This window comes from Paenibacillus radicis (ex Xue et al. 2023), from assembly GCF_024722015.1.
Taxonomy (GTDB): Bacteria; Bacillota; Bacilli; order Paenibacillales; family NBRC-103111; genus Paenibacillus_S.
This window is the reverse complement of the sequence record NZ_JANQBD010000004.1, coordinates 226,386-239,380: the sequence shown is the minus strand read 5'-3', so window position 1 is coordinate 239,380 and position 12,995 is coordinate 226,386. Positions and strand designations below refer to the sequence as shown.

The 12,995-nt window shown below is 43.7% G+C and carries 12 protein-coding genes; 10 read left to right on the top strand and 2 right to left on the bottom strand.

Translation table 11 applies throughout. The annotated features are described in order from the left end of the window. Positions 1–9: 9 nt before the first annotated feature. The 5 genes from NV381_RS07700 (at position 10) to NV381_RS07680 (ending at position 5,281) form a co-directional block, all read left to right on the top strand. Positions 10–1,182, top strand: a complete 1,173-nt coding sequence (locus NV381_RS07700; protein ID WP_258212681.1) for an MFS transporter — start codon at positions 10–12, stop codon at positions 1,180–1,182. 148 nt (positions 1,183–1,330) lie between these two features. Continuing rightward, positions 1,331–2,023, top strand: a complete 693-nt coding sequence (locus NV381_RS07695) for an ABC transporter ATP-binding protein (RefSeq protein WP_258212680.1) — start codon at positions 1,331–1,333, stop codon at positions 2,021–2,023. Continuing rightward, on the top strand, positions 2,020–3,420 hold the full coding sequence (locus NV381_RS07690; protein WP_258212679.1) for an ABC transporter permease: 1,401 nt from the start codon (positions 2,020–2,022) through the stop codon (positions 3,418–3,420). The genes NV381_RS07695 and NV381_RS07690 overlap by 4 nt, the downstream gene beginning before the upstream one ends. A gap of 14 nt (positions 3,421–3,434) precedes the next feature. After that, positions 3,435–4,526, top strand: coding sequence for an efflux RND transporter periplasmic adaptor subunit (locus NV381_RS07685; RefSeq protein ID WP_258212678.1), 1,092 nt, complete (start codon positions 3,435–3,437; stop codon positions 4,524–4,526). A 107-nt stretch (positions 4,527–4,633) separates the two neighbouring features. Further along, positions 4,634–5,281, top strand: a complete 648-nt coding sequence (locus tag NV381_RS07680) for a nitroreductase family protein (protein ID WP_258212677.1) — start codon at positions 4,634–4,636, stop codon at positions 5,279–5,281. Between the two features lie 221 nt (positions 5,282–5,502). Here the strand turns inward: NV381_RS07680 and NV381_RS07675 are convergent, their stop codons facing one another. Together NV381_RS07675 and NV381_RS07670 are read right to left on the bottom strand one after the other, a co-directional pair. After that, positions 5,503–5,700 (bottom strand): cold shock domain-containing protein, encoded by a 198-nt coding sequence (locus NV381_RS07675; RefSeq protein ID WP_171656220.1) that lies wholly within the window; start codon positions 5,698–5,700, stop codon positions 5,503–5,505. Positions 5,701–5,810: 110 nt separating this feature from the next. After that, the gene (locus NV381_RS07670) at positions 5,811–6,515 is read right to left on the bottom strand and encodes a class I SAM-dependent methyltransferase (protein ID WP_258212676.1); all 705 of its coding nucleotides are present in this window, start codon (positions 6,513–6,515) and stop codon (positions 5,811–5,813) included. A 232-nt stretch (positions 6,516–6,747) separates the two neighbouring features. Here NV381_RS07670 and NV381_RS07665 point away from each other — a divergent pair, with 232 nt between their 5' ends. The 5 genes from NV381_RS07665 to NV381_RS07645 all read left to right on the top strand — a co-directional run bounded on the left by NV381_RS07665 (position 6,748) and on the right by NV381_RS07645 (position 12,878). After that, positions 6,748–6,981, top strand: a complete 234-nt coding sequence (locus NV381_RS07665; protein WP_258212786.1) for a hypothetical protein — start codon at positions 6,748–6,750, stop codon at positions 6,979–6,981. 264 nt (positions 6,982–7,245) lie between these two features. Further along, the gene (locus NV381_RS07660) at positions 7,246–8,052 is read left to right on the top strand and encodes a TerC family protein (protein WP_258212675.1); all 807 of its coding nucleotides are present in this window, start codon (positions 7,246–7,248) and stop codon (positions 8,050–8,052) included. A gap of 841 nt (positions 8,053–8,893) precedes the next feature. Further along, on the top strand, positions 8,894–10,684 hold the full coding sequence (pepF, locus tag NV381_RS07655; protein ID WP_258212674.1) for an oligoendopeptidase F: 1,791 nt from the start codon (positions 8,894–8,896) through the stop codon (positions 10,682–10,684). An 80-nt stretch (positions 10,685–10,764) separates the two neighbouring features. After that, positions 10,765–11,103, top strand: a complete 339-nt coding sequence (locus NV381_RS07650; protein ID WP_258212673.1) for a LapA family protein — start codon at positions 10,765–10,767, stop codon at positions 11,101–11,103. Between the two features lie 116 nt (positions 11,104–11,219). Continuing rightward, entirely contained in the window at positions 11,220–12,878 is a 1,659-nt protein-coding gene (locus tag NV381_RS07645) for a diguanylate cyclase (RefSeq protein WP_258212672.1), read from the top strand. Positions 12,879–12,995 lie beyond the last annotated feature (117 nt).

The following is a 12,995-nucleotide window of genomic DNA, read 5'->3' as shown; positions in this document are numbered from 1 at the left end:
GTGATCCATTTGAACAGCGCTATGCAGCAGAAAAAAGCTAACTATACAGTGCTGCGGGGATTCAGCTTTGCATTTTACAGTACAATGGCCGTTATTACATCTTATTTCCCTTTATATTTCCAATCCAAAGGTTTTTCCGCTCTTCAAATTGGGCTCTTATACTCCATCGGACCGATGATCAGCATCGTCTCCAATCTGTTCTGGGGATTTATGAGCGATAAGTTCCATACTGTGAAAAAAATACTCGTCGGTATCTTGGTATGCCAATTAATTATGGCGTTTTTCGTATCTCAAAGCTTGCATTTTGGATTATTGATGGCGTTGATGGCCTTGTTCTTCTTTTTCCAATCGCCTACGAGCTCATTAACGGATAGCCTGACATTACTGACCATTAGGGGGACTAAAAAAAGCTACGCTTCCTTCCGCCTTTGGGGCTCTATCGGGTTTGCTGCCGCATCGCTCGTTTTCGGTATATGGCTTAAAGAGAACGGGCCTAACTATACTTTTCTATTATGTCTTGGCACAATCAGTATTTCGCTTATGCTTTCATTGTTTTTGACCGATGTCCAAAGCACCTCATTTAAAAAGCCGGATTTCCGCGTACTTGCCAAAATCATCGGCTCCAAACGGTTCCTAATGTTCCTGTTGTCAGTGATGATAGTCTCTGTTGCACATCGGTTTAATGACGGCTTTCTCGGCTTGTTCCTTCAACGGCTAGGGGCGGATCAATCCATTGTCGGCTGGGCTTGGCTTGTTTCAGCCTCGAGCGAGATTCCCGCATTTCTTTTGCTAAGCAAATATGGGCATCGTTATAAGGAGCTTCCCCTTCTTGTTGTGTGCAGCCTCGTCTATGTGATCCGGTTTATATTTATGAGTCAAATCGAGAATCCGCTGCTGGTCATCGCGGTTCAAGCTCTTCACAGCATCTCCTTCGGCATCTTCATGTTCACGGTTATCCGTTATATCCAGCGCATAGTTCCTGATGAGTACCGGGCCACAGGTCAAGCCATCTATGCGGTAACCTGGTCAGGTATGGCCGGGCTTTTGAGCGGTGTAATAGGCGGCTGGGTATTTAATATAGCGGGTCCCCACGTTATGTATGGCGTCGGAGCTATCCTTGCATTCATTGGCATGATAAGCTTCCTGCTTCTGCATTTATTGCAGCGCGAGACGGAAGATTGAGACAACGACTACGAACCCTTTTCCAGCTTGGAATCGCTTCTTGCAGCCGCTATCCAATTAAGGATGGCGGCTTTGACATTTTCTGCAACATTTCGACAACGACTCGCGTCTTACTTAAGTAAGTTTACAATTGTAACGGAGGGGTTATGTGCTTGCAGTAGAAAGACTGTCACACTGGTTTATCAATGGCGGAGAAGAAACTCCGGTGCTTCACAACATTCATTTTACCGTTGAAAAAGGGGAGATTATCGCCCTGCTCGGAAGCTCAGGCTCAGGTAAATCAACGCTGCTGAATCTAATGGCCGGCCTTATGAAGCCAAGCGAGGGGAGCATCCTGATTAACAGCCACCCCATCGAGAAAATGACTGAGAACCAGCTGGCTGAATTTCGCCGCACTCAGATCGGTTTTATTTTTCAATCCTACGAATTAATTCCCCACTTAACGGTACGGGAAAATGTGGAGCTTCCTTTAGTGTTTCAAAGTATAAAGGCGAAAACCCGCAAAGAAAAAGCACTGGTATTGCTCAACAAAGTCGGTTTGGGGGAAAAAAGCGAGCTGTTCCCTTCCCAGCTTTCCGGTGGTCAGCAGCAGCGGGTTAGCATCGCTCGTTCGCTAATAACTGAACCTGCCATTGTATTTGCTGACGAGCCTACCGGTAACCTGGATACAAAAACCGAAAAAGAAATCATCGATCTCATTATTGAGCTAAATCATACATTATCTATCACTTTTGTAATTGTTACTCATGAGTTGGAGGTAGCAAGACGCACTCGCCGGGTTATACAGCTTCGCGATGGATTTTTAGTGGAGGACGCCTCGTGGGCAGGTGAACCCGAATGAAAGGCTTCGATTATTTACGTCTTGGTTGGGATCAGTTGAGACGCCGGATGGTCGTCACCGCTTTATGCACAATGGGGATAGCCATAGGCTCAGCTTCCATTATCGTAGCTCTTTCCTTTGGAGAATCCATCAATCATTACAGCCGCGAACAAATGAGTTATTTCATGAAATCGGACGAAATAACGGTGCGCAACGGATATTCCAACGAAACCAATCAATCCGATCCCAGCGCAGCCAAGCCCTATGAATTAACTAAAGCAAAAATAGAAATTATGCGCGGCTTCCCCCATGTCAAAGCCATCGCAACCTATCAAACGCTCAACTCCTTTGAATTCGATATAGACAGTAAAAAAGGACGAATTAACAACATATTCGCAACCGAATTACATACACTCGAGGCTTTCGGCTACGAGCTCCAGCAAGGCAGTGCAAGCGATCAAGAGAACACCATCATTTTGAGCTATGGAGCCACAATGGGGCTATTGGACAAGCAGCTGTCGCGCACACGTTCCTTGCAAATTCAAAACATGTCCGAGGACAGGCAGGTAACAAATAGCTGGAAGCAGCAAATGTACCTCGCTTATCCGGTTTATCAGAAGCAAATTATGTTAAATCCGCAAATTTTCCGTCCTAATGGAACAGAAACCTCAGGAACCGCCATTCCTTTACGTGTGACTGGGATTCTAAAAAAACCTGAGGGTATTCCTGATGATGCCATTATGAATATGAAAACCGCCTTCGTTTCACCTGGATTGGGTAAAAGGCTGCAGGATGCAATCTCTAATATGTATACGAGCAGTACAGATAAATCTAACAACGGCGAAGCTCAGAAAAAACAGGCGTCGGAATACAATGAAGTGAAAATTAAAGTTGACCAGAGCATCTATGTGAAGGAAGTCGACGATCTTATCAAAAAGCTCAAGCTTTCTACTGAAACCAACATTCACCGCGAGGAGCAAATGCAAGGTCAGCTGGTCATACTGCGCCTTATATTCGGTGGGATCGGCCTGTTCATCCTCTTTGTCGCTTCCATCTCGATCATAGTCGCCATGACCATGTCCACTTATCAAAGAAGAAGGCAAATTGGCATTATGAAAGTGCTGGGCGCTAATTTAAAACAAATCCGCAACATGTTTATGATGGAGTCGGCTCTTCTTGGTTTACTAGGCGGCGGATGCGGCATTTTACTTTCTTATTGGGTTATTTGGGGAATCAATATTGCCGTCATTCAATTCACTCCACAGCGACCGGGCGCACAGGCCGAGATTTTGTTTATTAGTCCCTGGATCTTACCGGTCGGGTTATTTTTCGCTGTTATGACGGGTGTGCTTTCAGGCATTTATCCGGCTGTAAAAGCTTCACGCACCGATGCATTAACTGCCATCAAACGGGATTAGGAGATATTACAATTATGAAAAAGAAAACGTGGCTGATCGGATTTGCGGTAATAATCGTAGCTGGTATAACCGCAGCCTTATTTTTACTAAGTCATTCCCCAAAACCGACTCAGCAAGCGGGGTCGATGAACTCATCCGCTATTAGCTTCAAGGTAACGCGAGAAGATTTATCCAGTACAGTTGAGCTTAAAGGTAAATCCTCCTATCAGAAGGAAACTTATATTAACGCCCCTTTTAGTGCAGACGTTAAGACGTGGAAGGTCAGTGAAGGCACTCAGGTCAATAAAGGTGACTTGTTGTTCCAGCTAGACGACACCGCACTTCGTGATGAAATTGCTCAGCTCCAGGCTAATCAAAAAAAAGCAGATATGGAAATTCAAATTGCCAAATTTCAAGAAGATATCATCTCCACAGAAACCATCCTTAATGGCGGGTTATCGGAAACAGAAGCCAAACAACGTTTTGCCAAAAATAAAACGACTCAAATGCAAACTGAAATCAGCAAGCTGAACTCAGAACATATGGAAACCCAATTGGCGCAAAAGCTGGAAAAACGTCAAAGCGCTAGCTTCACTGCACCGGAAACCGGTATCTTTTTGTTTAACGACACCAAGGAACCCCAATCTATCAAGGAAAATGAACGGGTTGGCAAGATCGTTGATCTCACAAAGCTGCAATTGATTGGTTATGTCGGTGAATTTGATCTATTTCGTATTAAAACCGGAATGTCTGTAGAGGTTAAAGTGGACGCACTTAAGAACACAACCCTACAGGGTAAGGTGGAGAAGCTTTCTAAGTTCGCCAAAAGCACTACAGATACAAATACGGCTGCGGCAGAATTTGAAGTCATTATCTCGCTTCCACCCAATGAGCAGCTCATCGCCGGTCTCAGTTTGACTGCCACTATTCAGACGGATAAGAAGCCTGACACCTTGGTTGTATCTACTCTTGCCGTTCAGCGTGATAAGGATCAATACTATGTGATGGTATCAGAAGCCGGACAAGGAGCACCTGTACGCCGCGATATCAAAATCGGGTTAGAAACACCGGAAAAAACAGAGATTATAAGCGGATTAATAGAAGGTGACACGGTTGTATTGCAATAAAACATTGTTACCGTTGTTATTCTCTGCAAAACCGGATATAATTAATGGCAGCTATTAGTACCAAGTCATAAACTATTTCCATGTGAGCTTGAAAGGATGTATTTGCCGTGCAATTCGATGATTTCAAAAAAATTGTGTTAGAACGAAGAAGCATTCGCCGGTTTACTGAAGAGGATGTAACCGTCGAGGATATAAAAGAACTCATAGATTGTGCCCGCTATGCGCCAAGCGATACGAATTCGCAAACCTGGCAGTTTATCGCAGTAATAAACCGTGAGAAAATAAAAGAGATCGAGCAAATGACCTGGGATCAGCTGCACAAAAAAGCTGCGGAGGCCGAAGAACGAGGACTAAGTCGCGAGGCGCGGATGCTCGTTAAATCATTTGGCCCCTACGCTACTGCTTTTGCTGATGCTCCCGTATTGATCGTTTGTCTTGCCACTCCTTATACATCTAAATTCAGAGACAAAATTTTTGATCCTGTACAGCTTGTAGATCCTTCTGTATGGGATGAGGAAGGTATCAAAAGCAGCTGCCTGGCTGCTCAGAACTTGATGCTGGCTGCCCATGCCAAAGGACTTGCTACTTGCCCTATGACCGGCCCTGTGCTGTTAGCCGCAGATCAATTAAGAGATTACCTCAATATTCCTGAGGAATGTCAGATTAATATGGTTATTTCTTTGGGTCATCCTTCCGAGCAGCCAGGTAAGCTGGCCCGCAAGGAAGTTGCGGAAATCCTCAGAATTGTCGATTAGCAATACGAATAAAATCCGCGGACCAGTTCCGCGGATTTCCATGGTTATAAGTATGGGTTTATATGCTATCTATCGCAATAAGGTCCGGGTCATCAGTGCAAAACAAGAAAAAGCAGTTCACGAAAGCCGAAACTTTCGCAAACTACTTTTATTTTTGGTTGCTATGGCACTAATATATAAGAAAACTTTTCAATGGGCAACCCCATAAAAGTTTTAGGATCTTATAACTTAATGACGTTAGCTGCTTGAGGACCACGGTTGCCTTGAGTAATTTCGAACTCAACGGATTGGCCTTCTTCAAGAGTTTTGAAACCGTCGCCTTGAATTGCGGAGAAGTGAACGAATACATCGTCGCCGCCGTCAACTGAAATGAAACCGTAACCTTTTTCTGCGTTAAACCATTTAACTGTACCTTTCAATGAAAACAACCTCCTAGAAGTATCGCCATCTAAGGGCGAATAGGTTAATTATAGCATCACAATTATTATAAATCAACATTCAAAAATTATCAACAACCGCTGTTTTTCTCTTATTTTGCAAGGCTTAACAGCTCTGTAGAGCCTGGAATAAACGGCAATTCTGAAGCAAGCAATCTGGTTTTTATTTGCTCTTTTTCTAGTGTTGATAGCAGTTGCTCCAAGTGGGGATAATAGTCCCATTGCAGTGATCTTAAAGGGTAGATTCGCACCTGTCCGCCTGGTCGGCATACGCGAAGCAATTCTTGTATGGCCTGAAGGTGAAACTCGTAATCGAATTGCTCATGATATAGAAACAAAAAATGACTGCACAGAACAAGATTAAATGTGCCATCTTCATATGGCAGCTTAGGCAGCAGAGCAGGTACATACCGTCCCTCCTCTTTGTACTGCCGATAATCCTGAATAAATCGAACCAATGACTGTTCACGTAAAGCACGATGACGATCCAGGTCACCATAATAGCTCCAGTCAAACGATTCCTTGATAGCAGCCAGTTTCTGAGTTGAGGTTATTATCTCTTGCCCGCCATGACTCATGATCTCATCCGCATTCATTGAATAGAGCGGATCTGCAGATTTTGCGTTAATCCCTCTTGCGCAAGCTTCAGCTGTAAATGACGAAGCCCCTGCTGCAACATCCAATATCGGACCATCTAACGCTGTCAGCTGTCCTAAAGCGAACATTTTTTCATACTCGGCAAATGACCTGCAGGTCATTGCCACACCTGTTTGCTCATAACGTTTACTCTTGCTCATACTCATCTCTCCTCTTCTCATCACAACTCATCTATGGCAATATGCCACAAGCTAGCCTACGCTAAGCTTAGGAGAAATTTTAACATGCCACCCATATGTTTACAATCTTTTTTTCAGCAGCAAAAGCAAAAAAAGCACCCCTATAGCTGCGCAAAGCTTATCGCACTTGATTTTCCTTTAGGTTTGCGGTATGATTCAGCCGATATCTTTCTTAAGGAAATGGAGCTTAATGATGATTAAAAAACACTTAATTTACAAAATAGACAAATGGAACATGCTCACCGTTGAAGTACACGGAAAAACCTTGATTTTACGGGAAATTAGCGACCAATGGGGTGAGGAATGCCATACGTTCATAAGCCGTCCCGAAATGATGCATTGGGCGGAGTCGAGGTTCTCTAAAGAAGGCTTTGACCGTACCCCGGAGGAACGGGAAGCGATTATACAGGCTTTTAAAGAAGTGTAATTTTTCCCAGAAGCTTGACTTTGTGCTTGTCCAGCTCATATAATAAAGTTAATTACATAAGATGTCCTCCAAAGGGGAGTAGCTTCTCACAGTAAAGTCGTCAGTTCGGGTTTTAAAGCCCCGGCTTTATTGGCAACGTATCGTTGTTAGCAAGACCTTTGCCTATTCGGTAAAGGTCTTTTTCTGTTAATGGCCTTTACCAGTTAATTGGTAGAGGTCATTTTTTATGTAAAATTTACTACAAGACTAAGGAGCTGATCGGGTATGGAATGGTTGGATGCAACATTTTTCACGGCACTATTAAGCATTATTCTCATCGACTTGGTACTTGCAGGAGACAATGCCATTGTAATCGGGTTAGCAGCGAGAAATTTGCCGAAGGAAATTCAGAAGAAAGCTATTATTTGGGGGACTGTTGGCGCAATTGGAATTCGTGTAATAGCAACATTGGCCGTTGTGTGGCTGCTTAAGCTACCGGCACTTCTTTTGGTAGGAGGCGTGGTATTAGTCTGGATTGCCTATAAATTGCTGGTTGATAAAAAGGATCATAATATTCAAGCGAAAAATGCACTTTGGCCAGCCATTCAAACCATCATTATCGCCGATACTGTAATGGGTTTTGACAATGTAGTTGCTGTAGCAGGTGCAGCAGGTTCTCATGATGGAAGCTTCGTATTAGTCCTGTTGGGTCTCCTTATCAGCGTTCCCATCATGGTTTGGGGCAGCACACTGTTCATTCGATGGATGGAGAAGTTTCCATGGATTATTTATCTAGGTTCGGGAGTTCTGGCTTTTACTGCAGGAAAAATGCTGGTCGGGGATCCACTTGTTGCCACTTGGTTTGCAGCCAATCCGGTACTTAAATGGACCTTGGTAGCGATAGTAACTGTTGGCGTATTGTTAGCGGGTATTTGGAAGAAGAAGAGCAGCTCCTTTGTTACGCTTGATTCGAGCGGTCATTTGACCCTATCGCATGAGCTTATGCAAGAAGCCAATATTCAACCGGATGACAGCTTTAAAGCAAGTCAGGATGAGCACGGCCGATTAGTGCTTGTCAAGCAGACCGGCTAATCTCTAATTGATAAAGCTTCACGACATGCCCTCCCTCCTCTCTGTTACGCTTATGTAATGGAAGACGGGATACGGTATAAGTGAAGCTTTTTTATATAATACCGATTGAATAACGAATGCATCATTACCTCACTCCGTATACTGGAAAGAAAGAGAAAACGTAAACCAAACCCTGTAGAGAAAGGATTTGAGCCTTCATGCAGCGAATCATTTAGAAAGCAATACCTATATAGTCCATACCCTGCCAGATGAGGTGAATCCTGCATGAGTAATTCAGCTTCTATATTAACAATGATAATTGTATCGTTCTGCTTTGCCCTGATCCTTATTTTAAAAAAAGACACACTTCCGAGCACCGTAAAGCGTCCTCTTGCCATATTAGCATTGGTGATGGTCACCTTCTCTTTTTCGTTAATCGTGTATAGCTTCTTCTCCCTGCACTAAGCTGTGAGGGGCGAGATGCGAGCTTCACCTCTTGAAATGGCTTCGTACATCAGCAAGGAAATTTACCTTTAAATCGCGGTCGATCACCTGTGAATTTACTTCGATCGGTAATTTCCTTTTATGATGCAAGCTTCACCTCTTGTAATGGCTTCGTGCATCAGCAAGAGAATCTACCTCTAAGGCGCGGTCGCACATCCCTGTTTTACTTCGATAAAAGATTCTCTTATAATAAAGCTACCATCCGGTCATACTAGGAAAAAAATAGCAGGGAGCGTGAGCTTAGATGCGGTTTTTTCCATTGATTATGACCGGTATGCTGTTAACAGGAACTATGCTTTCCGCCCCTATAGCAGCAGAAGGATTTAGCAAACCATCCAAAATAACGAGGAGGGCTCCGATGAATCAAGTACTTAAGCGCAATGATGTTCCAGTTGAGCAAAGCTGGAAACTGGAGGATTTATTCGCAGACCAGAAGGCATGGGACAAAGAGTACCAAGAGGTCAAGGAAGCTTTGCAGAAGGTGGCGGCATTTCAGGGAAAGCTGCATAATCCCACAGCCATCAAGCAATGCTTTGAGCTTGAAGACTCCATCTCCTTACATATGGAAAGACTCTACGTATATGCTAACATGAAGCACCATGAAGATACGACGGAGCCTACTTATCAGGCGTTATCCGACAAAGCCAAGAAGCTCAGTGTTGAAAGCGGCGAGGCCTTATCCTTTATCTCACCTGAAATACTAAGCTTGTCAGATGAAGAGCTGAACAAGCTGCTGAACCATCAAGAGCTTCAATTTTACAAAAGAACCTTAGACGAAATGATCCGTGAAAAGCAGCACATTCTCTCTAAATCAGAGGAAGCGCTGCTCGCCCAGGTTGGAAACTTATCACAAGCACCCAGCACGATTTTTAGCATGCTGAACAATGCTGACTTGAAGTTTCCAAAGGTGAAGAACGAGCAAGGCGAGGAAGTCGAGCTAACCCACGGGCGATACATTCAATTTTTGGAAAGCCGCAACAGGGACGTTCGTAAAGAAGCTTTTCAAGCGATGTATGCCACCTACGGCAAAAATAAGAACACCATCGGCGCTACATTAGCTGCCAATATCACAAAAAATATTTTTTATTCCAAAGTACGCAAATATCCTTCCGCCCTAGAAATGTCCCTGTACGGGGATAATATCAAGAAGGAAGTGTATACGAATCTCATTGACACTATCCATGAGTCTCTACCGCTGATGCACCGTTACATGGAGCTGCGTAAAAAGCTGCTGAAGGTAGATGAGCTCCATATGTACGACCTGTTTGCCCCACTTGTGGATGAGTATAAAATGGATATTACGTACGAGCAAGCTAAAGAAACGGTAAAAGAAAGCTTGAAGCCGCTTGGGCAAGATTATTTGAACATTTTGCAGGAAGGCTTCTCCAACCGTTGGATTGATGTATATGAGAACGAGGGGAAACGAAACGGTGCCTACAGCTGGGGAGCATACGGTACTCATCCTTATGTTCTGCTCAATCATAAAGACAACCTGAACAGCATGTTTACATTAACTCACGAAATGGGCCATGCGATTCACTCCTACTTATCCGATGAGAGCCAGCCTTACCGCTTCGCGCAGTATACAATCTTCTTGGCAGAAGTAGCTTCCACATTAAACGAAGCGCTGCTGATGGATTATATGCTGAAGAAATCAACGGATCCCAAAGAAAAAATGTACCTGCTCACTTACTATATGGATCAATTCCGTACAACCGTTTTCCGGCAAACCATGTTCGCTGAATTCGAGAAAATAACTCATGAAAGAGCAGAGCAAGGTGATTCGCTTACTCCTCAGGAGCTAAGTAAAATCTATTACGACCTTAACCTGAAGTACTATGGCAAAGATATGGTTGTCGATAAAGATATCGAAATGGAATGGGCGCGTATCCCTCATTTCTACAATAGCTTCTATGTATATAAATATGCTACAGGCTTCTCTGCTGCCACCAGCTTCTCCAAGCAAATTCTTGAGGAGGGCCAACCGGCAGTCGATCGTTATCTAGGCTTCCTTAAAAGTGGGGGCAGCGACTATTCCATTAGCATCTTGAAGCGTGCGGGTGTCGACATGTCCTCCCCTGAGCCAATCAAACAGGCAATGGATGTTTTCAAAGACTTGCTTGAGCAAATGGAGAAATTAGCCAAATAATAAGCACAGCAAGGCTGCCTGCGGGAGATGTTGGCAGCCTTGTTCCTTTCACATTTTTATTTAGGAGGCGGCGTATTCTTTTGAAAGCACAATGGACCTTTATTCTTATTTTGGTTTTTGCACTAATTACAGCCATTTTTGCTGTTTTTAATGTAGCTCCCGTTCGGGTACATCTGATTTTTACAGAAACAGAGCTTCCACTTATTTTAATCATACTTGGCTCCACTCTGCTCGGCGGACTCATAGTTGGCCTTATAGGGGTCTCACGTCAGTTCAAATTGAAAAAAACGATCAAACAGATGGAGAAACAACTAGTGGAATTAAAGCAAGCATCCTCGCCAACTGCCACTCCTGCAATCGTCAGCGAACAACCGTCGCCTGCACCTGCGGAGCCTGAAACCAAACAACATGTGGAGTAATTCACATAAAAAGAACATCTTTTTTCGTATTTATTCATTGATCTGTAGGGAAACATTATTTACAATATAGTTAATAATGTTAAAAAACATATCATTGAACAGGAAGGAATTTTTACATGCCTGATCCAAATCAAGAAGAACTTCGTATTGGACTCGCCGCTTTTCAATGGTCGATTACAGGCATGGCAGTTATATCAAAAGACGGACGCTTTCTCAAGGTGAATCCTGCTTTCGGCAATATTCTGGCTTACCAGGATTCCTCCTTGATAGAGAAACATATAAGCTCGATTACACACCCTGATGATGAATTGCATTTTGCCTTCTTTATCCGGTATCTCCTATGGAGAGAGCCTGCTTTAAAGCAGCTTGAATTACGTTTGCTGCATAAGGAAAAAGGAGCTTTGCCTGTACAGCTTAGCGCCTTTCCACTAAGTCTGCCTGATTCTGATGAATGTGTTTTGATCCAAATCCAGGAGCTAGCCAAATCGTTGGACTACAGTATACAAGAACCACTGTTCCATTCTGACGGCTTTTCAACTGTAACTGGCGTGGGAATGGTTGTGTTGGATTCTTCAAGCCTCGTTACCTGTCTGAATCCGGCGGCAGAAAAACTGCTGCAAAAAAACAGCACCGATCTAATCGGCCATACATTCTGGTCACAATTTCCAGAAGCTGTCCGCACTCCTCTCTATGAGAAGTTTCTGTCTTCTATGACCACTCAGCTTGCCGATTCGTTCGAGTTTTTCTCACCTAGGTTTAACAAATGGTTTGAGCTGCACACCTATCCCGAGCCTGAGTCTATAACGGTCTATTTCCGGGATATTACTGTGCGTAAGCAGAATGAAGACTCCTTGCGGGAAAGCGAAAGAATGTATCGGATGATCGCTAATAATTCAACCGACCTCATTTCAAGACATGCTGTGGACGGCACCTTTCTGTATGCATCGCCCGCATCAGCAGCTCTGCTTGGGTACGAGCCTGATGAGCTCATAGGCCGCAATGTACTGGAGCTGGTTCATCCGGAAGAATATGATATGTTCGCAAACTGGGAGCAAAATAATGCCATTGATTTAAATCAACAATTTTCCTCTTATCGCATTCGCAGGAAAGATGGCACTTACATCTGGTTTGAAACTACATCCCGAAGTATTTCTGATTCCAAGAGACATAACAAAGAAGTTGTTGCTGTTTCTCGGGATATTACCACTCGCAAGCAAGCTGAGCATGAATTGCTGGTATCCAATGAAATGCTGCAAAAAATTTCAACCATCGATGCATTGACAGGAGTTGCAAATCGTAGAGGCTTCGATGAATGTTTCCATAAAGAGTGGCGGCATGGACTCCGATTCTCCTCACCTTTATCGATCATTCTTCTTGATATTGACTATTTTAAACGTTATAACGACACCTATGGCCATCTTGAAGGTGATTTATGCTTAAAGCGTGTAGCTAACTCATTGAAAAAGAGTGTAAAACGTCCGAATGACTTTATCGCCCGATACGGGGGAGAAGAATTCGTTATTGTTCTTCCAGCAACGGATTTACAAGGTGCGAACATAGTAGCCAACCAAATGCGCGCACATATTGAATCCTTGCAAATTCCTAACATTCGTTCGGAGCCTGCCCTATGCATCACCATTAGTTTAGGTGTAGCCACTGTGGTTCCTTCTGCCGAAATGAACCCTTCAGAGTTGTTCATACGTGCGGATAAAGCTCTTTATCAAGCTAAACATGAGGGCCGCAACAGGGCAATGCTTTATCAAAATGCAAACTAAGCTGCATACCATGAGCTGGGCCGCCATCTTACTGAAGAAGCGGCTTATTTGCTGCTTTCTTTTTTTCTCAAGATGAGCTGTAACAAAACTACCCTCGACTACGTTAGAAGAATTGAT

What these genes read in the sequence shown, in the direction of transcription:
- NV381_RS07670 (WP_258212676.1), bottom strand. Translation starts at nt 6,515, where the DNA reads ATGAGCAAGAGTAAACGTTATGAGCAAACAGGTGTGGCAATGACCTGC.
- NV381_RS07665 (WP_258212786.1), top strand. Translation starts at nt 6,748, where the DNA reads ATGATTAAAAAACACTTAATTTACAAAATAGACAAATGGAACATGCTC.
- NV381_RS07685 (WP_258212678.1), top strand. Translation starts at nt 3,435, where the DNA reads ATGAAAAAGAAAACGTGGCTGATCGGATTTGCGGTAATAATCGTAGCT.
- NV381_RS07645 (WP_258212672.1), top strand. Translation starts at nt 11,220, where the DNA reads ATGCCTGATCCAAATCAAGAAGAACTTCGTATTGGACTCGCCGCTTTT.
- pepF (WP_258212674.1), top strand. Translation starts at nt 8,894, where the DNA reads ATGAATCAAGTACTTAAGCGCAATGATGTTCCAGTTGAGCAAAGCTGG.
- NV381_RS07690 (WP_258212679.1), top strand. Translation starts at nt 2,020, where the DNA reads ATGAAAGGCTTCGATTATTTACGTCTTGGTTGGGATCAGTTGAGACGC.
- NV381_RS07660 (WP_258212675.1), top strand. Translation starts at nt 7,246, where the DNA reads ATGGAATGGTTGGATGCAACATTTTTCACGGCACTATTAAGCATTATT.